The sequence below is a fragment of the Cellulosimicrobium cellulans genome (assembly GCF_016907755.1).
Lineage (GTDB): Bacteria > Actinomycetota > Actinomycetes > Actinomycetales > Cellulomonadaceae > Cellulosimicrobium > Cellulosimicrobium cellulans_D.
The window spans coordinates 1,286,310-1,309,562 of the sequence record NZ_JAFBCN010000001.1; the positions used below are offsets into that span (position 1 = coordinate 1,286,310).

Below are 23,253 nucleotides of genomic sequence, written 5' to 3' on the forward strand. Positions count from 1 at the left end.
TCTACTGCTCGTCGTCGTTCGGCGCGACGTACTCGGGAACTGCCTTCGCGCACTCCGCCTGGGCCTCGTCGGAGGCGCTCGAGGAGTCGCCGGCGGACACGCTGCCCTGGTCCCCGGCGCCGAGGGCGATGTTCCCCTCGCCGTCGATGATCGCGTCCACCCCGTGGTCGAGCAGGCAGTCGAGGTAGTCCTGGGTGGCCTGGTCGGCCTCGCCGGAAGGGGGCGGCGCGTCGTTCCCCCCTCCAGCGTTCCCGCCGCCGGCACCGTCGTCCGTGCCCTGGTCGGTCGATGACTCGGCGGTGGGCGGCGGCTCCTCCGACGTCGTCGACGTGCAGGCTGCCAGGAGCAGCGTCGCGCTCGTGAGTGCGGCCAGGAGTGTCGTGGTGCGCTTCATGATCGTCCTTCCGGTGGTGGGGGGTCTACGGTCCGACGGCGAGGGCGAACCCGGCGCCGCGCAGGCACTGGTTCTGCTCGGGGTCGGTCGGGTCGAAGGTCGCCGCCGACACGTCGCCGCCGAGCTCGCGCTCGAGGTCGTCGGGGGAGTAGTCCTCCGGGACGGCGCCGAGGCCCTGGAGGCACTCGATGGCGATCTCGCGGGGGTCGGCGAGCAGGTTCGGGTTGTTCTGCTGCTGCCCGTAGGTGGCCTCGATGCGCATGGTCGTGCCGTCGGCGCAGTCGGTGCCACGTTCCCCGTACTCGTCGAGCGCGGCCTGGCCGCCGGTGATGACGGACTGGGGCGGGGTGATCTGGTAGATGCCGTCAGGTCCCATGACCCAGGTGTCCTGGTAGCCGAGGTCGCTCATGCAGGCCTCGTACCGCTGGAAGGCCTCCTCGTAGTCGGCGGGGTCGATGCGCCCGGTCTCGACGGCGCGCTCGAAGACGTCGCGCTCGAAGTCGGAGAGGTGGGGGTTCTCGAGCCGTTGCTCGAAGAGCGCGACGAGGCTGTCGGCGATCTTCTCGCCCGTGGTCGGCGTGTCGTCCGGCTCCGTGGCGGTGCTGCAGGCACCGAGCGCGAGGGCCGCGCCGCCGACGAGGCACAGCGCGGTGATGAGGCGGTTCGCGCGGGTGCGCACGCTTCGTGACACGGGACATCAGCTCCAGGGAGGTCGGTACGAACGAGTCCGGACACACCACGGGTGGGGGTGCGAGGAGGCACCCCCACCCGTGATCGCTGCGGTCAGTAGCGGAACCACACCTGGGCGGCGTAGCTCGACGACGTGCCCGAGTCCGCCCACGCGTACGAGGACGCGGAGTACCACGCGGACAGGGCGGAACGGTTGCCGTGCTGGGCGTAGGACCGGCCGTCCCAGCCGTTGTTCGTGGTGGTCGTCGCCTTCGAGTAGTCCGAGGCGGCGTGCAGCGTGTAGTAGCCGGCCGCCGAGGCCGCCGTGCCCGTGAGGGCCAGGCCGGCGGTCAGCGCGACGGCGGTGACGCCCGTCGCCACGGAACGCTTTGCTCCCTGCTTCATGATGTCCCCTTGCTTGGTGATTTCTGCCGGCCAGGTCGGCGCGGCACACAAAGCATGTGCGGAACATTAGCGAGGAGACTATGGGCGTCTCATTGCCCGAGATGATTGGGAATTCAATAGATGAAGAACGGCGTCATCGGAGAGGATGTGGCGCGCTCGCGGGTGCGGCACCGGGGCGGTGTCGTCGCCCCGGCGCGGGGATCGGCGCCGCTCCGGACCGCGTCGTCGCAGGTCGAAGGCCTGTCCGAGATTTCCCGGTCGCCGCTGGCGATGGGTTGCGTGCTGAATCACGAGTTGCCCCCTGCATCTCGATGTACTGCGCTGTGGCGATGACGCTAGGTGCCGAACCTGGGGCCTGGCTGGGAATCCTGTCGGAATTCCCTGGTCGTGCTCGGTGGCGCGACAATGATCGAGAATTCTTCTGGGTGCGAATTGTTTGTGCACTAAGAAATGTGCTCGACGGTGCGCTATCGTCCTGCTTCGTGAGCGCAGAGACGAAAGACCCGCTCGAGCTCGAGGCTCAGCTGTGTTTCGTCCTCTCGGTCGCGGCTCGGGGGCTGGTCGCGCTGTATCGTCCGCACCTCGAACCGCTCGGGATGACGCATCCGCAGTACCTCGTGATGCTCGCGCTGTGGCAGGGGGCCAGGGTGTCGGAACGTGCGACCGTGACGAGCCTCGCCGACCGGCTGCGGCTCGACCCGGCCACGCTCTCGCCGCTGCTCAAGCGGCTCGAGGGGGCGGGCTACCTGCGTCGGGTGCGTTCCACGGACGACGCGCGGGTCGTCGAGGTGCTGCTCACGGCGCGTGGCAACGAGCCCCGGGGCGCCGTGGAGGACCTGCCGTCCGCGATCGCCGCGGCGACGGGGCTCGGCGGGGACGAGCTCGACGGGGCGCTCGAGCTGGCGTCGAGGATGGTCGCTGCCGTCGAGGAGGCGGGGTCTGCGTAGCCCCCGCGGGCGTCACCGTCCGGCGGGTGTCGATCCCTCGTCGTGCTCGACGACGTAGCTGCGGCCGTCGGGGCCGGTCACGCGCTCGAAGCGGGTCCGCAGCTCCTGGTCGCGCTCGCGCTCGGCGTCGGAGATCCCGCGCCCGTCGGCGTCCTGGCGGCCGACCTGGGCGGGGCCGAAGATCGGGAGGAAGCCCTCGGTGATGCGCATGCCGAGCGTGCGCCTGTCCTTCTTCCGCGCCACGGTCGTCCTCCGCTGCAAGGTCTCGTCAGATGCTTGGTGCACCAATCATTGGTGTGCCAAGAATAGCGCGAACCTCGGTACCATGGCGCCATGGCGGGTGACGAGTTCGACGGGACGGTCGACGGGGCGGTCGCGCGGGGCGCGGGCACGCTGTTCGCCGACCCCCTCGCGCTCGAGGCGCAGGTCTGCTTCGCGCTCTCCGCGGGCGCGCGCGGCATGGTCGCGCTGTACCGCCCCCTGCTCGAGCCGCTCGGCATCACGCACCCGCAGTACCTCGTGCTCCTCGCGCTCTGGCAGGACGACGCGACGGGGACCACCTCGACCGTCGGCGACCTCGCCGCGCGGCTGCACCTCGACGCCGGGACGCTGTCGCCGCTCCTCAAGCGGCTCGAGGCGCTCGGCTACGTGCGCCGGTCACGCTCGCCCGACGACGGTCGGCAGGTCCGCGTGACCCTGACCGCCGAGGGGCGCGCGCGCCGCCAGGACGCCGAGGGCATCCCGCCGTCGATCGTCGCGGCCACAGGGCTCAGCCTCGACGAGCTCGCCGAGGTCCACGCCGCGGCGTCGAAGGTCGTCACGGCCGCGCTGCGCGCCGGCGTCTACTGACGAACGTGCGTCTGCAGCCCGCCGAGCATGCGGGTGGCGGCTCGTCAGGGGGCCAGGGTGGGAGACGATCCCCTGTTCGGCGGGGCGGTCAGGCGTCGGTGACGCGGACGCCGTCGGGGTCCACGACGAAGCGGACCGCCGCGAGGCCCGTCGCCAGGGCGTCCGGCGCCGGGGACGCCGCCGCGAGCTCGTCGGCCGAGTGGGTGCCGGTCACGGCGAGCGTCGTGCAGCCCGCGGCACGCGCCGCGGCGATCCCCGCCGGGGCGTCCTCGACGACGAGGCAGCGCGCCGGGTCCACGCCGAGGCGCTCCGCGCCGAGCAGGAACGGGTCCGGGTCGGGCTTGCCGCGCGCGACGTCGTCGGCCGTCACGACGACGGACGGTGCGGCCAGGCCCGACGCCGCGATCCGGACCGCCGCCAGAGGGCGCGTGCACGAGGTGACGATCGCCTGCCGGTCCGGCGGCAGCGTGGCGAGCGCGGCGCGCGTCCCGGGCAGGATCGTCACGCCCTCGGTGTCCTCGAGCTCGAGCTCGTGGATGCGCTCGAACGCGGCCTCCACGCGGTCGGCGGGCAGCAGGGTCGCGATGAGGGTCCGTGCCGGCGTGCCGTGCGGGATCTGGAAGTCGTCGGGGTCGGGGAGCCCGTGCTCGGACGCCATCCGGCGCCAGCTCCGGTTCACGGCCGGCACGGAGTCGATGAGCGTGCCGTCCATGTCGAACAGCACGGCGTCGAACGTGCGGCCGGCGAACGCGACGCCGGGCGTGGGAAGGGTGCGGGGCGGGGCGAGGTCGGGCATCCCCCGAGGCTAGCCCGCGGCCACGCCCGTGTCCGACGCCGCGGATAGGGTGGACGCCGTGAGCGCACCCGGGTACTTCATCTCCTTCGAGGGCGGCGACGGCGTGGGCAAGTCCACCCAGTCGCGCCTGCTCGGGCAGTGGCTCGGCGAGCTCACGGGGCGCGAGGTCGTGCTGACGCGCGAGCCCGGCGGCACCGAGCTCGGCAAGGAGCTGCGCGCCGCGGTGCTCCACGGGCAGGACATGGACCCGCGCACGGAGGCCCTCATCTACGCCGCGGACCGCGCGCACCACGTCGCGAGCCTCGTGCGGCCCGCCCTCGAGCGCGGCGCGGTCGTCGTGACGGACCGCTACCTCGACTCCTCCGTCGCGTACCAGGCGGGCGGGCGCGAGCTCGGCGCGGACGAGGTCGAGCTCATCTCGCGCTGGGCCGTGCAGGACCTCATGCCGGACGTCACGATCCTGCTCGACCTGGACCCGGCCGTGGCCGGGGCGCGGATCCGCCGGCAGCACGACCGGCTGGAGCGCGCGGGGGCGGAGTTCCACCGCCGTACGCGCGACGCCTTCCTCGCGCGCGCCGCGGCGGACCCGGAGCGCTGGGTCGTGCTCGACGCCGCCGCCTCGGTCGACGACCTCCAGGCGCAGATCCGCGTCGACGTCGCGGCCCGGCTCGAGCTCACGCCGGTCGTGGAGGAGGCGGAGGACACCGTCGCCGCAGACCCGGACGACGGCTTCGACGACACGGACAGCGCGATCGGGTACGAGCCCGGCGCGGGGGACGCGGCGGGACCGGCGTCGGGGAGCGGGGCGGCATGACCGTCTGGGACGACGTCGTCGGTCAGGAGCAGGCCGTCGAGGTGCTCCGAGCCGCCGCGACCGACCCTGCTGCGATGACGCACGCGTGGCTGCTCACCGGCCCGCCCGGCTCCGGCCGCTCGAACGCCGCGCGCGCGTTCGCCGCGGCGCTCCAGTGCGAGCAGGGCGGGTGCGGGCACTGCCAGGCGTGCCGCACGACGCTCGCCGGGACGCACCCGGACGTCACGCTCGTCGCGACCGAGCTCGTCACCATCGCGATCAAGGAGGTGCGCGACCTCGTGACGGTCGCGAGCCGCACGCCGTCGCAGGGGCGACGTCGCGTGATCGTCGTCGAGGACGCCGACCGCATGGCCGAGCGCACGACGAACGTGCTGCTCAAGGCGATCGAGGAGCCCGCCCCCCACACGGTGTGGATCCTCTGCGCGCCGAGCCCGCAGGACGTGCTCGTGACGATCCGCTCGCGGTGCCGTGGCGTCGTGCTGCGCGTGCCCCCGGTCGAGGCCGTGGCCGGGCTGCTGGTCCAGCGCGACGGCGTCGACGAGCACGTCGCGCTCGTCGCGGCCCGGGCTGCGCAGAGCCACATCGGGCTCGCGCGCCGGCTGGCCCGTGACGCGGGGGCGCGCGACCGGCGGACGTCCGTGCTCTCGCTCGCGCGCCGCGTCCGCGGGGTGGGCGACGCGGTGCTCGCGGCGGGGGAGCTCGTGGACCTCGCGCAGGCCGAGGCGAAGGCGGCGACCGAGGAGCGCGACGCGGCCGAGAAGGCGGAGCTGCTGCGCGCGCTCGGCGTCGCCGACGGCGAGACCCTCCCGCCGCGTCTGCGGTCCCAGCTCCGCGATCTCGAGGCCGACCAGAAGCGGCGCGCGACGCGGCACCAGCGCGACGTGCTCGACCGTGCGATGGTCGACCTGCTCTCCCTCTACCGCGACGTGCTCGTCGTGCAGCTCGGGGCGGAGGTCGAGCTCGTCAACGTCGAGCTGGCCGAGGCGGTGCGCTCGCTCGCCGAGGACTCCACGCCGGAGCAGACCGTGCGGCGGATGGACGCGATCGGTGTCGCGCGCGAGCGGCTCGAGGGCAACGTCGCGCCGCTGCTCGCGGTCGAGGCGATGGTCATCGCGCTGCGTCCCCAGGGCTGAGCCGCCCGCGAGGCCGCCCCTCGTCAGCGGCGGTGCCCCCGGGAGAGCCGCCCGTTCCCGAGCGGCGCTCGACCGGTCGACGACACGGCACTGACCGTGAACGCGAGCAGGAGCGCGAGCACGAGGACCGCCGGCGCAGTCGTCGGCGCTGGATCTGTCCGCGGGCTCACGTCCCGGCCCGGTCGACCGCGGCGGCCCGCGACGCGGCGATGCGCTCGCCGTTCTCCTCGGACCAGGCGCGGATCGCGTCGATGGGGCCCAGGAGCGACCGACCGAGGTCGGTGAGCGCGTACTCGACGCGCGGCGGGACCTCGGCGTGGACGGTGCGCTGGACCAGGCCGTCGCGCTCGAGCGAGCGCAGCGTCTGCGTGAGGACCTTGGGCGTGACGACGCCGACGAGGTCGCGCAGCTCACCGAAGCGCAGGACGCGCCGACGCAGGGCCATGAAGACGAGGAGCGTCCACTTGTCGCCGATGCGCTCGACGACGAGTCGGCTCGGGCAGTCGGCGGAGAACACGTCGGGCCCGAGGCCCGTCCCGCCGTCTGTCCCACCGCGTGGTCCGCTCTGCGAGACGTCCGCGGCGACGGTGCCGCGTGGTCGGCTCGCCATGGTATCCACGCGGGAAGTATGGCACGGTGAAGTCACCAGTACCTGGGAGATACCGTGCCGTCCGGACCGGTCGCCGACCGGCCACGACACGGGAGGTACGACATGCAGGTGCTGCTCACCGGGGGGACCGGGTTCGTCGGGTCGGCCGTGCTGCGCGAGCTGCGCGGCCGCGGGCACGAGGTGACCGCGCTCGTGCGCTCCGAGGCGTCCGCCGCGGCCGTCGCCGACGCCGGGGCGACCCCCGTCCAGGTGGACGCGTACGACGCGGACGCGCTCGTCGCCGTCCTCGACCGCGCGGACGGCGCGGTCCACGCCGCCGCGCCCGGCGACGGGACGAGCGAGACCCTCGACCGCACGGTCGTCGAGGCGGTCACGCGTGCGTTCGGCGGGACGACCAAGCCGTTCGTGCACACGAGCGGGGTGTGGAAGTGGGGCAGCGGCGCGGCCGCGGAGAGCTCGCCGACCGACCCGCCCGCGATCGTCGCGTGGCGCGTCGCCGTGGAGGAGCTGCTGCTCGCCTCGGACGTCGTGGCGTCGGTCGTCGCGCCGGGCGTCGTCTACGGGGACGGACGCGGGATCCCCGCGCTCGTGTCGGGCGCGCCGCGCGTGGACGGCCCGGAGGGCACGGGCCTCGCGCTCGTGGGCGACGGGGCGCAGCACTGGTCGGTCGTGCACGTCGACGACCTCGCGGTGCTCTACGCGCTCGCGCTGGAGCAGGGAGCGCGCGGCCACCTGCTCGGGACGACGGCGGAGCACCCGACGGTCCGGGCCCTCGCCGAGGCGGCGAGCCGGGCAGCGGGGCTGGGCGGCGTCGTCGTGCCGCAGTCGGTGGAGGCGACGCGCGAGCGGTTCGGGGCACCGTTCGCGGACGCGTTGCTGCTGGACCAGGAGACGCGCGCCGTGCGCTCGGCCGAGCTCGGGTGGAACCCGGTCCGGGAGCCGTTGCTCGTGGAGCTGGAGAGCGGCTCCTACGCGCCCGAGGCCGCGGCGCGCGCCTGACGCACGCTCACGCCGCCGGGACGTGCCTCGAACGTGAGACGGGCCGGTCGCACCCGCACGCGGGTGCGACCGGCCCGTCCGGTCGTGTGACGTCCGTCAGGCGAGCGCCTTCGCCTTGAGCTGTGCGAACTCCTCGGGCGTGATCGCCCCGGAGTCGAGGAGCGACTTGGCGTGCGTGATCTGCTCGGCCGGCGACGTGGTCGCGACCTGGCGGATGTACGCGTCGGTGTCCTGCTTCGCCTGGACGACAGCCGCCGCCTGCCGCTCCGCCATCCCGCGCCCGCGGGCGATGAGGTAGACGAGCGACGTCAGGATCGGCAGGAAGATGAGGAAGATGATCCACACGGCCTTCCACCAGCCCGAGAGCTCACGGTCACGGAACAGGTCCGCGATGATCTGGAAGAGCACGATGAGGTAGGCGATGAAGAAGAAGCTCCAGACGAGGAGCCAGAAGAAGTCCCAGAAGTCCACGGTCGCGCCCTTTCTCGACGGATCCCCGTACCCGGAGCACGGCCGGCTGCCGCGCACCAACAGGGCGAACCTAGCGACGATGGGGGGTTCGCGCCCGGCGAAAGCCGGGTGAAGCGCACGAACGGGCCGTACCTCGTCTCTCGGGGCGGATCACCCGGGCTCCTCCGCCGTCACCCGACGACGAGCCCGCACGACGTCGCCGACGATGACGGCGAGCAGGATGCCGTCGGTGACCCAGTTGAGCGCGAGCGGCGTGAGCCAGAGGTGCGTCGCGTAGAGCGCGCCGACCGCCGCGGCGCCGAGCAGGTGCGGGAAGGACCACGGGCCGCCGGCCGCGCGGCGGAACAGCGCGTTGCCGACCAGGTAGGTCGCCGCCGCCCCGCACACGAGCGCGGCGGTCCACGCGTCGGCGTGACCCGCGCCGTCGTGACCCAGCGGGTGCAGCAGGACCAGCTCGTCCGCGACCGCCGTGAGCACGATCCCGGCGACGATGACGAACGGCACGTACGTGTACGCCGTCTGCGCCACCATGCCGCGCTCGTCGCGCGACGTGAAGTACTCGGTCGCGCGCCGCTCGGAGCGGTCGAAGAAGAGCAGCCACATGAGCACCGTGCTCGCGAACGCGGAGCAGAACGCGGACACGGTCGTCGCGTCGAGCGGCAGCTCCGCGAACGCCGCGCCCGTGACGATGATCGACTCGCCCAGGCAGATGATGACGAACAGGCTCACGCGCTCGGCCATGTGCTCGCCCCGCACGACCCACGTGCTCGCACGCGACGCGCCGAGCCACGGCAGCCAGAACATCGCGCGCGGGCCCGCCAGGTCGATCGCGCACGCGACCGCCCACAGCACGAGCCGCTGCTCTTCGACGAGCGCCCCCGTGATCCACAGGCTGCCCGAGACGACGAACCACGTGGTGATGCGGACGAAGTTCACCGCGTTCTCCGGCCAGACCCGGCCCAGGGCGACCAGCACGAACACGCTCCGCCCCACCTGCATCGTCACGAGCATCACCGCGAACAGCAGGGCCTTGTCGCCGAACGCCTCGGGGATGGCGCTCGCGAGCACGAGGCCGAGCAGCATGAGGACGACGAGCATCGTCCGCACGGGGACGCGCTCGGGGTCGAGCCAGTTGGTGGCCCACATCGTGAAGACCCACACCCACCACACCGCCACGCCCAGGACGAGCGTGTGCGCGAGCGTCTCCGCCCCCGGGTGGGCGATGAGGCCGTGCGAGAGCTGCGTGACCGCGAAGACGAACACGAGGTCGAAGAAGAGCTCGACGTAGCCGACGCGGCTCGAGTCGCCGCCGTCGCCGTGCCGCCGGAGGTCCGTGCGCAGTCCCCAGGGCAGAGGGGCGGGCCCGGTGCCGGGCGTCGGGAGCGGAGCGTCCATGGTGGGATGCTCCCACCGGCGCCGGGTCACCGTCCGGTCACGATCGCCCGGCGCGTCGCGGTTCGCCGCGCACGACCGCCCACCAGGGCCCACGATGGTCGCGCCACCGTCGCCCACCGAGGAGTGCTCATGGTCCCCGTCCGTCGCCCCGTCTCCCGGACGGCTCGCACCGCGTCCGCGCTCTCGCTCGTCCTCGCCGTCGGCCTGCTGGGGGCGTGCGCCTCCGAGACCGACGGCGGCGGGGACGACACGTCCGCCTCTGGGGAGTCCACCGAGCCGAGCGACGACGCGTCCGAGGAGCCGTCGGACGACGCCTCCGACGAGGAGGGCCTGCCCGACGCCGGGACGATGGACGTCGTGGCGGGCGCGCACGGCATGGGCCTGCCGCCCGGCGTCGACGCGCCGACCGAGGGCGGGACGGGCGCCGCGTGGAGCGCCGAGCCCGGTCTGCTGTTCGTCGTGACGTACGGGTCGAGCACGTGTCCCGTGCTCGCGGAGGACGACGCCGCGGTCGAGGGCAGCGACGTCGTCGTGACGTTCGTCGAGATCGCCCCGGACACGCCGTGCACGATGGACTACGTGCCGGCCACCTCGGTGGTCGGGGTGCCCGACGACGTCGACGCGAGCGGCGAGGTGAGCGTCGTGCTGGGCGACCGCGGGACCGTCGTCGTCCCGCCCGCGGCGGACGGCACGACCGGCGAGTCGGCCTGGGTCGAGGAGTAGTCACCCCCTGCGGTGAAGAGCGCGTGAAAGGACGGTCCCGCCCCGGCGGGACCGTCCTGCGCGCGCCGGGGGAGCGGCTACCGTGTGCGGGTGACGACGCCCCTCTCCCGCGCTGCTCGACGTTCCCTGGCCGGCGCCGCGACCCTCGTGCTGGCCCTCGTCCTGGGCGCGTGCTCGGTGCCGCCCAAGCAGCAGACCCCCGTGGACGACGTCGCGACCTCCGCGTCCGGCACGGGCGAGACCGGGCCGGAGGGCTTCGAGGACTTCTACGGCCAGAGCCTCGCGTGGGAGGACTGCGGCGCGGGATGGGAGTGCGCGACCGCGCGCGCCCCGCTCTCGTGGCAGGACCCGGCGGCGGGCGAGATCGAGCTCGCGGTCAAGCGGCAGCCCGCGACGGGGGAGCGCATCGGGTCGCTCCTCACCAACCCGGGCGGGCCCGGGGCCTCGGGGATCGACTTCATCACGACCCTCGCCCCGACGGTCGGCGAGCGCGTCAGCGCGGCGTACGACCTCGTCGGGTTCGACCCGCGGGGCGTCGGCCAGTCCTCGCCCGTCGTGTGCCTCGACGACGCGGCGAAGGACGAGTCGCTGTCCCGCGACTTCGACACCGACGAGGCGGGGCTCGAGGCGCTCGCGGAGGACCGGCGCGCCTGGGCCGACGCGTGCGCCGAGAACACGGGCGACCTGCTCGGCCAGGTCGACACGCAGAGCGCCGCGCGCGACATGGACATGCTGCGGGCCGTGCTCGGCGACGAGAAGCTCGCCTACCTCGGCTACTCCTACGGCACGCAGCTCGGCGCGACGTACGCGGGGCTGTTCCCGGACAAGGTCGGGCGCCTCGTGCTCGACGGCGCGATCGACACGAGCCTCGACCCCGACACGATCTCCGAGCAGCAGGCCGTCGGCTTCGAGAACGCCCTGCGCGCCTACGTCGAGGACTGCCAGGCCGGGGGCGAGTGCCCGCTGCGCGGTGACGCCGACGCGGGGATGCGGCAGATCCGCTCGCTCCTCGACGCCGCGAAGGCGAACCCGCTGCCGACCGACTCCGACCGCCGCGTGACGCAGACGCTCGGCTTCTACGGCGTCGCCGTCACGCTCTACAACGACCAGAGCTGGCCGGTGCTCACGCAGGCGCTCACGGAGGCGTTCGAGGAGGGCACGGGCAACCTGCTGCTCTACCTGGCCGACTTCTACAACGACCGCAACCCCGACGGGACGTACTCGTCCAACTCGTCGGAGGCGTTCCGCGCGGTCAACTGCCTCGACGGGCGCCAGGACGACGACCCCGACGCGATGCAGGCCCAGCTCGAGCGCCTCGAGGAGGCGGCGCCCACCATGGGCTCCTTCTTCGCGTTCGGCGGCCTCACGTGCGACGGCTGGGCGTACCCCGTGGCGGAGCAGGAGTTCGACCTCCACGCCGAGGGCGCCGCGCCGATCGTCGTCATCGGGACGACCAACGACCCCGCCACCCCGTACGTCTGGGCCGAGGGCCTCGCGGACACGCTCGACTCGGCCGTCCTGCTCACGTGGGAGGGCGAGGGGCACACCGCCTACGGCCGCTCCAACGCGTGCGTGGGCGACGCCGTCGACGCCTATCTCGTGGACGGGACGGTGCCCGAGGACGGCCTGCGCTGCTGACGCCGAGGGCGCCCGGCGGCGGCCGACGAGGCCGCTTTGGAATCTGGCCCGGTCGTTGGGTACAGTAGGCGCTCGTTGCCAGCGGTTCGCGGAGCGGACCGGGACGTAGCATGCCGCCTTAGCTCAGTCGGTAGAGCGATTCACTCGTAATGAATAGGTCATCGGTTCGATTCCGATAGGCGGCTCCGACATCGAAGCCCTGACCAGCGAAAACGCTGGTCAGGGCTTCGTCGTTCCTGGGGGCGGTGCGCCGTCCCGCTCGCGGGCCCCTCGCCCTGCCGGGCACCGCCACCGGCGCAGGGTCACGCGCTGAGCGCGGCGGCTCAGCCGACGCGGCGCAGGAGCAGGATCGCGCCACCCGCCGCCGCGGCGACGAGCCCGCCGACGCCGACGACGGCGAGCGTCGGGAACGTCTCCTCCGCGGGCTGCGGAGGGGCCATGCGTTCTGCCGCGGACGTCAGGGGCGTCCGCGAGGGCTCGGGCCGCGGCGTCGTGGGCTCGGGCGAGGGATCGACGGGGGTCTCGGTCGTCGGCTCCTGCGTCGGCTCCTCCGTGACCTCCGGCGCGGGCGCCTCCGCGGTCTCGACGGGCGCCTCGACGACCGGCGCCGGCGCCTCGACCGCCGGTGCCTCGACGGGCGCCTCCGTCGCGGGCGCAGGCGGCGGCGTCGTCGGTGGGGGCGTGGCGGCGGTCGTGCAGACGGCGGCGTCGCCGTTCCACCCCGCGTACTGCCGGTCGATGCCCGTCACCAGGACCCAGCTGATGCAGTACCCGTCGCTGTACTGCCCGCGCCGCGGGACGTCGAGCTCCAGCACGCCGTCCGCGGCGTCCTCGCTCGAGTAGCTGTCGCCGAGGTTGCGTGCGTGCGACCCGTCGGGCTTGGTCACGACGTACCCGAGCCACCCCGGTCCCTCGTGCAGGCGGCTCGCGTCGAAGGACACGGTGTCGACGGTGACGGTGAGCCCGCCGCCGCCGTCGCGGTCGGCAGCCACCGCCGGGGACGCGGCGAGCGCCGTCGTGACGACCCCCAGGGTCGCGAGCGCGAGCAGTCGGCCAGCGGCGCGCATCATCACCTCCGGGTCGGCTCGGGCGTGGTCCGCGGCACATCGTACGCAGTCCTGGCTCGCCGTCGGAAAGCTGTGGGGAAGCCGCCGGAGAACCGAGTCGCGAGCCCGGACAAATCGCTCGACGACGACGCTCGTGGGGTCCTAGCGTGGCCGCCATGTTCCTGATGACGATGGTGCGTCGTGGCCGGGCCGGGCACGCGACGCGAGTGGGGATGGCACCCGCTCACCGCTGAGCACGCCGCGCGCGTGGTCGACGACGCCGGGGTGCGTCCCGGTCAGCTCGTCCTCGATCTCGGGGCGGGGGACGGGGCGCTCACGCGGCACCTCGTGGCCGCGGGCGCGCGAGTCCTCGCCGTCGAGCTGCACCCGCGCCGCGCCCGCGCCCTGCGCGAGCGGTTCGCCGGTGCGGACGTGACGGTCCTCGAGGTCGACCTCGCCGACCTGCGCCTGCCGCACCGCCCGTTCCGCGTCGTCGCGAACCCGCCGTTCGGACTGACGTCGCCCCTGCTCACCCGCGTGCTCGCGCGCGGCTCGGCGCTCGTGGCGGCGGACGTCGTCGTGCAGCGGCAGGCCGCTCGGCGCATCGCCGCGGGCGAGGGCACGGCGGGGCGCGCCGCGCGGGGCTGGGCCGTCGAGGTCGGGCGGTCGGTGCCGCGCTCGGCGTTCCGACCGCCGCCGCGCGTCGACGCGGCCGTGCTCCGCGTCCGGCGCGGGCGGCGCTGAGGGTCCCCTGCGGGCGCTGTCAGGAGCCGAGCGTCGCGAGCCACGCGACGAGCGCGTCGCACACCGCGGCGTCCTGTCCCTTGAGGTCGTGCGCGCCCGGCAGCTCGACGCGGGTGACCGGGCCGGGGATCGCGGCGGCGTGCTCGGTGAGCTCGTCGGGGGTCGCGAACGGGTCCGTGCGCCCCGACACGAGCAGTATGGGCACGCGCAGGTCGGGGAAGTGCTCGGTGCGCAGGCGCTCGGGCTTGCCCGGCGGGTGCAGGGGGTAGCTGACGAGCGCGAGCCCGGCCGCGGGCAGGCCCTCGGCGACGGCCATCGAGCACATGCGCCCGCCGTACGAGCGGCCGCCGAGCACGAGGCGGTCCGTCGTCGTGCCGAGCTCGGCGGCGAACGACTCCGCCTCCGCGCGCACGTGGGCGATCGCGACGGGCGGGCGGTCCGGCATCCGCCTGCCCGCGATCCGGTACGGGAAGTCCACGCGTCGCACCGGCACGGGCGGGTCGAGCGCGGCGAGCGCCTCGTCGATCGCGACGAGCGCGCGGTGGTCGCGGCTCGCGCCGGCGCCCGGCGTGAGCAGGACGCCGGTGGCGGGCCGGTCGGCGGGGTGCGTCGTGGTCACCCGCCCAGTCTCGCAGCGAGCACGACGTTCCTCGCGGTCGAGCACGACGTAGGTGTCGCGAAGGCGTTCAGAACGACACCTACGTCGTGCTCGGCGGGTCAGAGCTCGGTCAGCAGTGAGCGCATCGCGTCGATCTCCTCCTGCTGCGCCGCGACGATCTCCTCCGCGAGCGCCAGCACCTCGGGGTCCTCGCCGTCGGCGAGGACGTCCTGCGCCATGGCGACGGCGCCCTCGTGGTGCTCGACCATGCCCTCCAGGAAGAGACGCTGGGCCTCCTCGGCGGGCGCGGCCTCGAGCGCGGCGAGCGCGCCGTCGTCGAGCATGCCGCCCATGTGCCCGGCGTGGTCGCCGCCGGACGGGTCGGCGCCCCAGCGCTCGAGCATCGCGGTCATCTGCTCGACCTCCGGGGCCTGCGCGGCCTCGATCTGCTCGGCGAGGGCGACGACGCGCTCGTCGACACCGTCCTTCGCGAGCACGATCGCGGACATCTCCACGGCCTGCTCGTGGTGCGGGATCATCATCTGCGCGAACATCACGTCGGCGTCGGACGCCGTCGCGGCGCTCGCGGGCGCGGTGCTCGTGGGCGTGCCCGCGGGCTGCCCGCCGGCGTCTCCGGTGCCGGCGTCGGAGCAGCCCGCCAGGGCGAGCGTGGTGCCGAGCGCGAGCGCGGCGAGGGTCGTGCGGACGGTGCGTGTCATGGTCGATCTCCGTTCGTGGGGTGCAGCGGGCGCACGACGGCGCCCAGGACGGGGCCGATGTCGGCCTACGTCCTGCTGATCCCCAGCGCGTGGAGGTCGGGCGGGCGGTCCGGGAGCGCGGCCCGCAGGTGGTGGAGGGGCACGTCGCCGCGCGTCGGGGGCCACGGTGCCCGACGGCGCAGCGCGACCCGTGCGGCGAGCGTCACCAGCGCGACGAGCACCATGAGGCACAGCGGCCCCGCGCCGCCGGGCGCGTCCGCGCCGGCCGAGAGGACCGGACCTGTCCCGGAGGCTGTCCCGGAGGCCGGTGTGCCGTCGTCCTGGCCGAGCGTGGTGGCGGCGTGCGGGGGCTCGCCGTCCTCGGTGAAGGTGCCGCCTGACGCCGTCGGGCCGTCGAGGAGGGTGACCGGACCGCCGTGCCCGGAGCCGACGTCGGGCAGCGCGACGCCGTGGTGCGAGCTGCTGCCCGCCAGGACGTGCATCCACAGCACGGCGGCCGCCAGCAGGCCCACGAGCGCGACCGCCGACCACGACCTTGCTCGCCCGCGAGCACGGGGTTGCTGTCGTTCTCGTGCGGAGAACGACAGCAACCTCGTGGTCGGCGCGGGGATCACCGGGACGCGAGCCGCGCCGGGTCGAGGTCGATGCGGCGCAGGAGCTGCGCGTTGAGCGCCACGATGACCGTCGACGCGGACATGAGGATCGCGCCCACCGCCATCGGCATGACGAACCCGACCGGGGCGAGCACGCCCGCCGCGAGCGGCACGGCCGCGATGTTGTAGCCCGCGGCCCACCACAGGTTCTGCTGCATCTTGCGGTACGAGGCGTGCGACAGCTCGATGATCGACAGGACCGCGCGCGGGTCGGAGCTCGCGAGGATGACCCCGGCCGACGCGATCGCGACGTCCGTCCCGGCGCCGATCGCGATGCCGACGTCCGCCTGCGCGAGCGCCGGGGCGTCGTTGACGCCGTCGCCGACCATCGCGACGACGCGGCCGTCGTGCTGGAGCTCCGCGACCTTCGCGTCCTTGTCCTCGGGGCGCACGCCTGCGAACACCTGGTCGATGCCCAGCTCGCGCCCGACCGCCCGAGCCACCGGCTCGGCGTCGCCCGTGATCATGACGACCTTGATGCCGCGCCGGTGCAGGGCGTCGACCGCCTCGCGCGACTTGGGGCGGATCGCGTCGGCGAGGGCGAACGCCCCCACGACCTCGTCCGTCGCGTGCTCGTGACCGTGCTCGTGGCGCGCGTCCGCGTCCGCACCCGCGACGTCGGGAGAGACCACCACGTGCAGGACGGTCGCGCCGTCGTGCGCCCACGCCTCGGCGTCGGGGAGCGGGTCGAGGCCGCGTTCGCGCAGGAGCGCGGGACCGCCGACCGCCACGCGCCGGGCGCCGTCCGGCGTGGGGACCGTCGCCTCGACGCCGACCGCGGTGAGCGACCGGAAGCCGGTCGCCTGCGGGACGACGAGGCCGCGTCCGCTGCGCTCCTCCGCCGCGCGCACGATCGCCCGCGCCAGCGGGTGCTGGCTGTCGGCCTCGGCCGCGGCGGCGAGCGCGAGGAGCTCGTCCTCGGTCGTGCCGCCCGCGGTGGCGAGGTGCGCGACGACCGGCTCGCCCGCGGTCAGCGTCCCCGTCTTGTCGAACAGGACGGTGTCCACCGTGCGCATGCGCTCCAGCGCGAGGCGGTCCTTCACCAGGACGCCGGCCTTCGCGGCGCGCTCGGTCGAGAGCGACACGACGAGCGGGATCGCGAGGCCCAGGGCGTGGGGGCACGCGATGACGAGCACGGTGATCGCGCGGATCAGTGCCTGCTCGGGCGTGCCGAAGACGAGCCACAGGCCGATCGTCAGGGCGGCCGCGCCGAGCGCGTACCAGAACAGCCAGCCGGCGGCGCGGTCGGCGAGGCGCTGGGTCTTGGTCGAGGACGCCTGGGCGTCGGCGACGAGCCGTTGGATGCCTGCGAGCGCGGTGTCCTCGCCCACGGCCGTGATCCGCACGCGCAGCGCGTCGTCCGTCGCGACGGTCCCGGCGACGACGGCGTCCCCGACGGTGCGGCGCACGGGCCGCGACTCCCCGGTGATCATCGACTCGTCGACGTCCGCGGACCCGGACGCGACCTCGCCGTCCGCGGGGACACGCCCGCCCGGGCGGACGACGACGAGATCGCCCACGCGCAGGTCGGTCGGCGGGACCGTCGTGACAGACCCGTCCTCCGCGACGCGCTCGGCCTCGTCCGGCAGGAGCGCGGCGAGCGAGTCGAGCGCCGACGCCGTCTGGGCGAGCGAGCGCATCTCGAGCCAGTGGCCGAGCAGCATGATGACGACGAGGAGCGCGAGCTCCCACCACACGTCCAGCTCGTGCGCGAGCAGCCCGAGGCTCGACCCGAGCGACGACACGAACGCGACCGTGATCGCGAGCGAGATGAGCGTCATCATCCCCGGCTTGCGGCCGCGGAGCTCGCTCACCGCACCCGTGAGGAACGGCCGTCCGCCCCAGAAGAAGATCACCGTGCCGAGCACGGGCGAGACCCAGGGGAGCCACGCCGCGTCGGGCAGGTCGTAGCCGAGGAGCATCGCGAACATCGGGCTCAGCGCGACGGTGGGCACCGCGAGGACGAGCATGACCCAGAACAGACGGCGGAACTGCCCGACGTGGTCGCCGTGGCCCCCGTGGCCGGACATGTCGTGCCCGGCGTGGTCGCCGTGGCCGGACATGTCGTGCCCGGCGCGCGCCCCGCCGTCTGACACGTCGTGCCCGGCGTGCGCGGCGTGGTCGTGCTGCGCGTGGTCGTGGGTCGGCGCGTGCGCGGCGGGGGCGTGCCCGCCGTCGTGGGCGTGCGACCCCTGGTGCGCGGCGTCGGTGCCCGGACCGGGCCCGTGCCCGTGGTCATGCTCCGTACGGTGGTCCACCGTTCCTCCTCCCAGATACCCCTAGGGGGTATGCTCTGCTCACGATCATGCACCGTCATGTCCGATTCGTCAACCCCTCGGGGGTGTCGTGGGCCGACGCAGCACAGCCCGTGCGTCGCTCGGCGGGAGGGCCGAGCAGCGCACGGGCTGCGGGGTGGTGGACCTGGACGGGCCTGGTCGGGGTGCGTGCCGGTCAGGAGCCGGTGAGGTGCGGCAGGACGTGGCGGGCGTAGCGGTCGGCCACGGTCGCGACGACGCGGCGCGGGTCGTCGTCCCAGATCTCCTGCCGGAAGATCTCGGTCTCGACGTCGCCCGCGTACCCGGTCTCGGCGACCCAGCGGGTGATCGTCGCGAAGTCGACGTACCCGTCGCCCACGTGGCCGCGCGAGAGCAGCGGGTCGGCCGCGAGCGGGAGGACCCAGTCGCACACCTGGTAGCCCGCGATGCGCCCTTCGCTCCCGGCACGCGCGACGCTCGACCGCAGGTCCGGGTCCCACCACACGTGGTACGTGTCCACGACGACGCCGACGACCGCCGGGTCGAACGGCGCGGCGAGGTCGAGGGCCTGGCCGAGGGTCGAGAGCACGGCGCGGTCCGCCGCGAAGATCGGGTGCAGCGCCTCGAGCACGAGCCGCACGCCGTGGTCCGCGGCGAACGGGGCGAGGTCGGCGAGCCGGTCGGCCACCCGGCCGCGCGCGGCGACGAGGTCGCGGTCGGCCGGTCCGGCACCGGGCCGCGGCCCCTGCCCGGGCGTGCCGTTCGCGGGGAGACCGCCGACGACGAGCACGAGCTCGCGCGTCCCGACCGTGGACGCCTCCTCGATCGCGCGCCGGTTGTCGTCGAGCGCCGCGGCGACGTCGTCCGCGCCGGTCGCCGTGAGGAACCCGCCCCGGCACAGCGAGGAGACGCGCAGCCCGGCGCCGGCGACGACCTGCGCGGCGCGCTCGGCGCCGATCTCCTGGACGCGGTCGCGCCACAGCCCGACGGCGCCGTAGCCCGCCTCGGCGGCGAGACCGACCGCCTCCTCGAGCGTCGCGCGCTTGACCGTCGCGGTGTTGAGCGAGCAGCGCGAGAGGTCGGGCGCGTTCCGGGCCCCGGACGACGCGCTGGTCACGACGCCGCCCCGTTCGCCTCGAGGAACGCGCGCGTGCGACGCGCGGCGAGGTCCGGGGCGAGCAGGAGCCCGGCGCGGTCCGCGAGCCGGACGAGCGCGACGAGGTGCGCGACCGAGCGCCCCGACTGCAGGCCGCCGACCATCTGGAACGCGGGCTGCGTGCCGTTGAGCCACGACAGGAACGCGATCCCCGTCTTGTAGTAGTACGTCGGCGCGGTGAACACGTGGCGCCCCAGCGCCTCGGTCGACGCGAGGATCGCGTGCGCGCGGTCCGGGTGCCCGGCGTCGAGCGCGCCGAGCGCCGTCGATGCGGCCGGGTAGATCGCCGCGAAGATGCCGAGCAGCGCGTCCGAGTGCGCCCGGCCGTCGCCGACCACGAGCTCCGGGTAGTTGAAGTCGTCGCCCGTGTAGAGACGGACGGGGCCTGGCGCGGCCGGGCCGGCGCCCGGGTCGAGCACGGCGAGGCGGGCCCGCAGGTCCTTCTCGTGCCCGGCGTCGAGCAGCGACACCTTCACGCCGTCGACGCGGCCCTGGTGGGCGCGGACCAGGTCGACGAACACGTCGGTGGCCGCGGCGACGTCGTCGCACGTGCCCCAGTAGCCGGCGAGCGCAGGGTCGAACATCGTGCCGAGCCAGTGCAGGATCACGGGCGCCTCGGCCTCGGCGAGCACGGCGTCGTAGACGCGCGCGTACTCCTCGGGGGAGCGGGCGACGCGGGCGAGCGCGCGCGACGCCATGACGATCACCTGGGCGCCGGCGTCCTGGACCACGCGCACCTGCTCGCGGTAGGCGTCGGTGACGGCGGCGAGCGCGGCGGGGTCGCCCGGCTCCCACCCCGCGACGACGGCGGGGTCGAGCTGGTCGGTGCCCGCGCCGCACGCGACCCGACCGCCGACGGTCCGCGCCTCGGCCGCCGAGCGCCGCACGAGCTCCTGGGTCGCGGCCCAGTCGAGGCCCATGCCGCGCTGGGCGGTGTCCATCGCGTCGGCGACGCCCAGCCCGTGCTCCCAGAGCCGGTGGCGGTAGGCGAGCGTCGTGTCCCAGTCGACGACGGCGGGCGCGCCGGGCACGTTCTCCGCGCCCACCTGCGGCACGACGTGCGCCGCCGCGAAGGCGACGCGCGACGTGAAGGGGGCGGACGGCGTCGTCCACGGACCGGGGACGAGCAGCTCGCGCACCTCGGTCCCAGCGACGCGGCCGTCGTCGGTGAAGCGGGGCAGGCGCACCACGGCGCCGCTGCCGTCGCGGTCGCGCAGCTCGCGCGCGCCGGGGAGCGGCGAGGTCGTGTGCGTGGAAGCGTGCGCGGTCGGCGCGCTCACAGCACGATCTCCGGCACGTCGAGGCGGCGGCCCTCCGCCGACGAGCGCAGTCCCAGCTCGGCGAGCTGGACGCCGCGCGCCGCGGAGAGCAGGTCGTAGCGGTGCGGGCGTTCGGCGGCGACGTCGCGCAGGAACTCCTCCCACTGGGCCTTGAAGCCGTTGTCGAGGTCGGCGTTCGCGGGGACGTCGAGCCACTGGTCGCGGAACGGCTCGGTGACGGGCAGGTCGGGGTTCCAGACGGGCTTGGGCGTGTGGGCGCGCTGCTGCGCGACGCACCGGCGCAGCCCGGCGACCGCCGAGCCGTGCGTGCCGTCCACCTGGAACTCGACGAGCTCGTCGCGGTAGACGCGGACGGCCCACGACGAGTTGATCTGCGCGACGACCGGGTCGCCGCCCGGCGTCTCGACCCCGAAGATCCCGTACGCGGCGTCGTCGGCGGTCGCGGCGTACTCCGTGCCCTGCTCGTCCCAGCGCGTGGGGATGTGGGTCGTGGTCTGGGCGGTGACGGTCCGGACGGACCCGAGGATGCCCTCGAGCACGTAGTTCCAGTGGCAGAACATGTCCGTCGTCATGCCGCCGCCGTCCTCGGCGCGGTAGTTCCACGACGGGCGCTGCGCGGCCTGGTGGTCGCCCTCGAACACCCAGTAGCCGAACTCGCCGCGCAGGGACAGGATGCGGCCGAAGAAGCCCTCGTCGACGAGCCGGCGAAGCTTGACGAGGCCGGGCAGGTAGAGCTTGTCGTGCACGACGCCGGCGGTCACCCCGGTCTCCTCGCGGAGCCGGGCGAGGTCGATCGCCTCGGCGAGCGTCTCGGCCGTCGGCTTCTCGGTGTAGACGTGCTTGCCGGCCTGCATGGCCTTCGTCAGCGTCTTGGCGCGCAGCGCGGTCATCGAGGCGTCGAAGACGACGTCCGTCGCCGGGTCGACGATCGCGGCGTCGAGGTCGGTGGTCCAGTGCTCGACGTCGTGCTGCGCGGCGAGCTCGCGGAGCCTGGTCTCGTTGCGCCCGACGAGCACCGGCTCGACCTGGAGCCGCGTGCCGTCGGGGAGCTCGACGCCGCCCTGCTCGCGGATCGGCAGGATCGAGCGGACGAGGTGCTGGCGGTACCCCATGCGGCCGGTCACGCCGTTCATCGCGATCCGCAGGGTTCGGGTGGTGGTCATCGAGGACTCCGTCGTCGGTCGGGCGCCCGGCGGGCTGCCGGACGCGGAATGCGCTTTCCGCGAGCGTAGGGGAACCGTTTTCCCGCGTCAACAGGGAGGCGTCAGAGCAAGGGTGTGGACTCCCGGAGCACGACCTCGCCCCGGACCACGACCCGCTGCGGCGCGGCCTCGTCGTCGGGCGCCGCGAGCGCGAGCGCCAGGGCCCGCTCCCCGACCTCGGCGAGCGGGATGCGGACCGTCGTCAGTCCCGGCGTGACGTCGCGCAGGGTCACGATGTCGTCGAACCCCGCGACGGCGACGTCCTCGGGGACGCGCAGGCCCGCCTCGCGCGCCGCGGCCATCGCCCCGACGGCCATGACGTCGTTCACCGCGAAGACGGCGACGGGCGGGGTGCCCGTGCCGCGGAGACCCTGCCCCACGCGGTCGAGCAGCTCGCACATCCCACCGTGGCCGCCGTCGCGCGTGAACGGGCACTCGACGACCGCGTCCGCGGCGACGGGCGAGCCCAGCGCGGACAGCGCCTCGGTGAAGCCGCGCGCCCGGTCGAGCGCGGTGCGGTGGCCCCCCGGCCCGGCGAGCACCCCGAACGCGCGGTAGCCCAGGCCGTGCAGGGCGCGCGCGAGGTCCGCGGCGCCCTCGGCGTTGGCGATCTCCACCGCGGGCAGGTCGCCGAGCGGCTGGCCCACGAGGGAGACCCCGCCCCCCGACGCGCGGTAGCGCTCGAGCGCGCCCCGCAGCGCGCCGTCGGCGTCCTCCGCGAGCCGACCGCCGCCCAGCACGACCGCCCGCGCCCGCTGCCGGTCCATGAGCTCGACGAACGCGCGCTCGCGCTCCGGCGAGTGGCGTGTGCTCGTCAGGGTGACGATGAGCCCGTCGCGGTCGGCCGCGTCGGCGACCCCCGCCGCGAGGGACGAGAAGTACGGGTCCGCGATGTCGTGCACTACGAGGCCCACGCTCGTCGTGCGACCGCGCGCCATGGCCTGCGCGCTCGGGTCCGGTGAGTAGCCCAGCCGACGGGCCGACGCGAGCACCCGCTCCCGGAGGTCGGGGCGCACCGTGCGGTTCGCGCTCCCGTTGATCGCGCGGGAGGCGGTCGCGAGGGAGACGCCGGCGTCGCGCGCGACCTCGCTCAGAGTGGGTCCGGGCACGGACCCAGGCTAGCGGGACCGCTCCCGCAGCCCGGGTGGGCCGCGCCCGGAGCGGCTACGTTCGACGAGACCGCCACCCCCCGCACCACCGACGAGCCGCAGGAGGACCCCATGACGTCTGACGACGCAGCGCCCACGCCCCGCACGACGACGCTCCTCGCCCGGGCGCTCGCGCTCGGCGTGGCCGCGGGGTCGCGCAGCAGCCTCGGTGTCGCGGCGCCGGTGCTCGGCGGCTGGGTCGGAGGTCGGGCTCGCGGGTCGGGCGACGGCCCGGGTGCTCTCGGCGTCCTCGTACGCGGTACGGCCGCTGCCGGGGTCGCGGGCGAGCTGGTCGGCGACAAGCTTCCGCAGACGCCGAGCCGCCTCGACCCGCCCGGGCCGGTGTTCCGCCTCGCGAGCGGGGCGCTGGGCGGAGTCCTGCTGGCCCGGCGCCGCACGGGTCCCGCGGGCGTCGTCGCCGCCGCGGTCGCGGGCGCGGCGGGGGCCGCCGTCGGGACGTGGGGCGGTGCGGCGTGGCGACGCCTCGCCGTCGGTTCGCGCCCCGACTGGCCGGGCGCCGTCGCGGAGGACGCCGTCGCGCTCACCCTCGCGGCGCTGGCGGTGCGGCGCTGACGACCCGCCGAACCCGGGGTCGCCGGTCACGGTCGA

General features: G+C 74.7%; 26 protein-coding genes and 1 tRNA gene. 10 read left to right on the top strand and 17 right to left on the bottom strand.

From position 1 onward, the window contains the following. Window position 1: 1 nt before the first annotated feature. The 3 genes from JOE63_RS05575 to JOE63_RS05585 form a co-directional block, all read right to left on the bottom strand. A complete protein-coding gene (locus JOE63_RS05575) occupies window positions 2-394 on the bottom strand; it encodes a hypothetical protein (protein ID WP_087471091.1) in 393 nt (130 codons plus the stop codon). 25 nt (window positions 395-419) lie between these two features. Next, a complete protein-coding gene (locus tag JOE63_RS05580) occupies window positions 420-1,085 on the bottom strand; it encodes a hypothetical protein (RefSeq protein ID WP_157759580.1) in 666 nt (221 codons plus the stop codon). Between the two features lie 92 nt (window positions 1,086-1,177). Further along, window positions 1,178-1,468: a hypothetical protein gene (locus JOE63_RS05585; RefSeq protein WP_157759581.1), complete on the bottom strand. Its 291-nt coding sequence runs from the start codon at window positions 1,466-1,468 to the stop codon at window positions 1,178-1,180. Window positions 1,469-1,797: 329 nt separating this feature from the next. On the opposite strand from JOE63_RS05585, the gene JOE63_RS21780 reads away from it, so the two are divergent. Further along, window positions 1,798-2,415, top strand: a complete 618-nt coding sequence (locus JOE63_RS21780) for a MarR family winged helix-turn-helix transcriptional regulator (RefSeq protein WP_087472764.1) — start codon at window positions 1,798-1,800, stop codon at window positions 2,413-2,415. A gap of 12 nt (window positions 2,416-2,427) precedes the next feature. Here the strand turns inward: JOE63_RS21780 and JOE63_RS05595 are convergent, their stop codons facing one another. Continuing rightward, complete coding sequence (locus tag JOE63_RS05595) at window positions 2,428-2,658, bottom strand: hypothetical protein (RefSeq protein ID WP_087471094.1); 231 nt, start codon at window positions 2,656-2,658, stop codon at window positions 2,428-2,430. 90 nt (window positions 2,659-2,748) lie between these two features. Between JOE63_RS05595 and JOE63_RS05600 the strand changes: the two genes are divergently transcribed. Next, complete coding sequence (locus JOE63_RS05600; RefSeq protein ID WP_087471095.1) at window positions 2,749-3,264, top strand: MarR family winged helix-turn-helix transcriptional regulator; 516 nt, start codon at window positions 2,749-2,751, stop codon at window positions 3,262-3,264. Window positions 3,265-3,352: 88 nt separating this feature from the next. Here JOE63_RS05600 and JOE63_RS05605 read toward each other — a convergent pair whose 3' ends face one another. Beyond that, entirely contained in the window at window positions 3,353-4,060 is a 708-nt protein-coding gene (locus tag JOE63_RS05605) for an HAD-IA family hydrolase (RefSeq protein WP_087471096.1), read from the bottom strand. A 58-nt stretch (window positions 4,061-4,118) separates the two neighbouring features. On the opposite strand from JOE63_RS05605, the gene tmk reads away from it, so the two are divergent. Further along, the gene (gene tmk / locus JOE63_RS05610) at window positions 4,119-4,874 is read left to right on the top strand and encodes a dTMP kinase (protein WP_307839951.1); all 756 of its coding nucleotides are present in this window, start codon (window positions 4,119-4,121) and stop codon (window positions 4,872-4,874) included. Then, window positions 4,871-6,007 carry a DNA polymerase III subunit delta' gene (locus JOE63_RS05615; protein WP_204539786.1) on the top strand — a complete coding sequence of 379 codons (1,137 nt, stop codon included), beginning with the start codon at window positions 4,871-4,873 and terminating at the stop codon, window positions 6,005-6,007. Before tmk ends, JOE63_RS05615 begins: the two co-directional genes overlap by 4 nt. A gap of 166 nt (window positions 6,008-6,173) precedes the next feature. Here JOE63_RS05615 and JOE63_RS21375 read toward each other — a convergent pair whose 3' ends face one another. Further along, entirely contained in the window at window positions 6,174-6,617 is a 444-nt protein-coding gene (locus tag JOE63_RS21375; RefSeq protein WP_204543484.1) for a winged helix-turn-helix transcriptional regulator, read from the bottom strand. A gap of 102 nt (window positions 6,618-6,719) precedes the next feature. Between JOE63_RS21375 and JOE63_RS05625 the strand changes: the two genes are divergently transcribed. Next, a complete protein-coding gene (locus JOE63_RS05625; RefSeq protein WP_204539789.1) occupies window positions 6,720-7,616 on the top strand; it encodes an NAD-dependent epimerase/dehydratase family protein in 897 nt (298 codons plus the stop codon). Window positions 7,617-7,712: 96 nt separating this feature from the next. On the opposite strand, the gene JOE63_RS05630 is transcribed toward JOE63_RS05625, so the two are convergent. Together JOE63_RS05630 and JOE63_RS05635 are read right to left on the bottom strand one after the other, a co-directional pair. Then, window positions 7,713-8,087, bottom strand: coding sequence for an SHOCT domain-containing protein (locus tag JOE63_RS05630; RefSeq protein WP_087471101.1), 375 nt, complete (start codon window positions 8,085-8,087; stop codon window positions 7,713-7,715). Between the two features lie 150 nt (window positions 8,088-8,237). Beyond that, the gene (locus tag JOE63_RS05635; protein ID WP_204539792.1) at window positions 8,238-9,482 is read right to left on the bottom strand and encodes a low temperature requirement protein A; all 1,245 of its coding nucleotides are present in this window, start codon (window positions 9,480-9,482) and stop codon (window positions 8,238-8,240) included. Between the two features lie 129 nt (window positions 9,483-9,611). On the opposite strand from JOE63_RS05635, the gene JOE63_RS05640 reads away from it, so the two are divergent. The 3 genes from JOE63_RS05640 to JOE63_RS05650 all read left to right on the top strand — a co-directional run bounded on the left by JOE63_RS05640 (window position 9,612) and on the right by JOE63_RS05650 (window position 12,028). Continuing rightward, a complete protein-coding gene (locus JOE63_RS05640; protein ID WP_204539795.1) occupies window positions 9,612-10,205 on the top strand; it encodes a hypothetical protein in 594 nt (197 codons plus the stop codon). 90 nt (window positions 10,206-10,295) lie between these two features. Continuing rightward, window positions 10,296-11,843, top strand: coding sequence for an alpha/beta hydrolase (locus JOE63_RS05645; protein ID WP_307839954.1), 1,548 nt, complete (start codon window positions 10,296-10,298; stop codon window positions 11,841-11,843). 112 nt (window positions 11,844-11,955) lie between these two features. Next, window positions 11,956-12,028, top strand: a tRNA-Thr gene (locus JOE63_RS05650). Between the two features lie 138 nt (window positions 12,029-12,166). On the opposite strand, the gene JOE63_RS05655 is transcribed toward JOE63_RS05650, so the two are convergent. Beyond that, complete coding sequence (locus JOE63_RS05655) at window positions 12,167-12,913, bottom strand: hypothetical protein (protein ID WP_204539800.1); 747 nt, start codon at window positions 12,911-12,913, stop codon at window positions 12,167-12,169. Between the two features lie 177 nt (window positions 12,914-13,090). On the opposite strand from JOE63_RS05655, the gene JOE63_RS05660 reads away from it, so the two are divergent. Next, the gene (locus JOE63_RS05660) at window positions 13,091-13,633 is read left to right on the top strand and encodes an rRNA adenine N(6)-methyltransferase family protein (protein ID WP_087471106.1); all 543 of its coding nucleotides are present in this window, start codon (window positions 13,091-13,093) and stop codon (window positions 13,631-13,633) included. Window positions 13,634-13,652: 19 nt separating this feature from the next. Here JOE63_RS05660 and JOE63_RS05665 read toward each other — a convergent pair whose 3' ends face one another. The 8 genes from JOE63_RS05665 to JOE63_RS05700 all read right to left on the bottom strand — a co-directional run bounded on the left by JOE63_RS05665 (window position 13,653) and on the right by JOE63_RS05700 (window position 22,605). Further along, window positions 13,653-14,252, bottom strand: a complete 600-nt coding sequence (locus tag JOE63_RS05665; RefSeq protein WP_204539803.1) for an alpha/beta hydrolase family protein — start codon at window positions 14,250-14,252, stop codon at window positions 13,653-13,655. A 98-nt stretch (window positions 14,253-14,350) separates the two neighbouring features. Next, a complete protein-coding gene (locus JOE63_RS05670) occupies window positions 14,351-14,950 on the bottom strand; it encodes a DUF305 domain-containing protein (protein ID WP_204539806.1) in 600 nt (199 codons plus the stop codon). Window positions 14,951-15,015: 65 nt separating this feature from the next. Further along, window positions 15,016-15,462, bottom strand: a complete 447-nt coding sequence (locus JOE63_RS05675; protein WP_204539809.1) for a hypothetical protein — start codon at window positions 15,460-15,462, stop codon at window positions 15,016-15,018. A gap of 98 nt (window positions 15,463-15,560) precedes the next feature. Next, window positions 15,561-17,861, bottom strand: a complete 2,301-nt coding sequence (locus tag JOE63_RS05680; RefSeq protein ID WP_374058996.1) for a heavy metal translocating P-type ATPase — start codon at window positions 17,859-17,861, stop codon at window positions 15,561-15,563. Window positions 17,862-18,054: 193 nt separating this feature from the next. Beyond that, window positions 18,055-18,975 carry a sugar phosphate isomerase/epimerase family protein gene (locus JOE63_RS05685; RefSeq protein WP_087471110.1) on the bottom strand — a complete coding sequence of 307 codons (921 nt, stop codon included), beginning with the start codon at window positions 18,973-18,975 and terminating at the stop codon, window positions 18,055-18,057. Beyond that, window positions 18,972-20,204, bottom strand: coding sequence for a dihydrodipicolinate synthase family protein (locus JOE63_RS05690; RefSeq protein ID WP_374059063.1), 1,233 nt, complete (start codon window positions 20,202-20,204; stop codon window positions 18,972-18,974). The genes JOE63_RS05685 and JOE63_RS05690 overlap by 4 nt, the downstream gene beginning before the upstream one ends. 86 nt (window positions 20,205-20,290) lie before the next feature. After that, a complete protein-coding gene (locus tag JOE63_RS05695; RefSeq protein WP_204539811.1) occupies window positions 20,291-21,457 on the bottom strand; it encodes a Gfo/Idh/MocA family protein in 1,167 nt (388 codons plus the stop codon). 101 nt (window positions 21,458-21,558) lie between these two features. Then, the gene (locus JOE63_RS05700) at window positions 21,559-22,605 is read right to left on the bottom strand and encodes a LacI family DNA-binding transcriptional regulator (RefSeq protein ID WP_204539814.1); all 1,047 of its coding nucleotides are present in this window, start codon (window positions 22,603-22,605) and stop codon (window positions 21,559-21,561) included. Between the two features lie 111 nt (window positions 22,606-22,716). Here JOE63_RS05700 and JOE63_RS05705 point away from each other — a divergent pair, with 111 nt between their 5' ends. Then, window positions 22,717-23,217: a hypothetical protein gene (locus JOE63_RS05705; protein ID WP_204539817.1), complete on the top strand. Its 501-nt coding sequence runs from the start codon at window positions 22,717-22,719 to the stop codon at window positions 23,215-23,217. Window positions 23,218-23,253 lie beyond the last annotated feature (36 nt).

Coding starts and splice junctions, on each gene's coding strand:
- JOE63_RS05575 (WP_087471091.1), bottom strand. CDS start 394: ATGAAGCGCACCACGACACTCCTGGCCGCACTCACGAGCGCGACGCTG.
- JOE63_RS05585 (WP_157759581.1), bottom strand. CDS start 1,468: ATGAAGCAGGGAGCAAAGCGTTCCGTGGCGACGGGCGTCACCGCCGTC.
- JOE63_RS21780 (WP_087472764.1), top strand. CDS start 1,798: ATGACGCTAGGTGCCGAACCTGGGGCCTGGCTGGGAATCCTGTCGGAA.
- JOE63_RS05600 (WP_087471095.1), top strand. CDS start 2,749: ATGGCGGGTGACGAGTTCGACGGGACGGTCGACGGGGCGGTCGCGCGG.
- JOE63_RS05605 (WP_087471096.1), bottom strand. CDS start 4,060: ATGCCCGACCTCGCCCCGCCCCGCACCCTTCCCACGCCCGGCGTCGCG.
- JOE63_RS05615 (WP_204539786.1), top strand. CDS start 4,871: ATGACCGTCTGGGACGACGTCGTCGGTCAGGAGCAGGCCGTCGAGGTG.
- JOE63_RS21375 (WP_204543484.1), bottom strand. CDS start 6,617: ATGGCGAGCCGACCACGCGGCACCGTCGCCGCGGACGTCTCGCAGAGC.
- JOE63_RS05625 (WP_204539789.1), top strand. CDS start 6,720: ATGCAGGTGCTGCTCACCGGGGGGACCGGGTTCGTCGGGTCGGCCGTG.
- JOE63_RS05635 (WP_204539792.1), bottom strand. CDS start 9,482: ATGGACGCTCCGCTCCCGACGCCCGGCACCGGGCCCGCCCCTCTGCCC.
- JOE63_RS05640 (WP_204539795.1), top strand. CDS start 9,612: ATGGTCCCCGTCCGTCGCCCCGTCTCCCGGACGGCTCGCACCGCGTCC.
- JOE63_RS05655 (WP_204539800.1), bottom strand. CDS start 12,913: ATGATGCGCGCCGCTGGCCGACTGCTCGCGCTCGCGACCCTGGGGGTC.
- JOE63_RS05670 (WP_204539806.1), bottom strand. CDS start 14,950: ATGACACGCACCGTCCGCACGACCCTCGCCGCGCTCGCGCTCGGCACC.
- JOE63_RS05695 (WP_204539811.1), bottom strand. CDS start 21,457: ATGACCACCACCCGAACCCTGCGGATCGCGATGAACGGCGTGACCGGC.
- JOE63_RS05705 (WP_204539817.1), top strand. CDS start 22,717: ATGACGTCTGACGACGCAGCGCCCACGCCCCGCACGACGACGCTCCTC.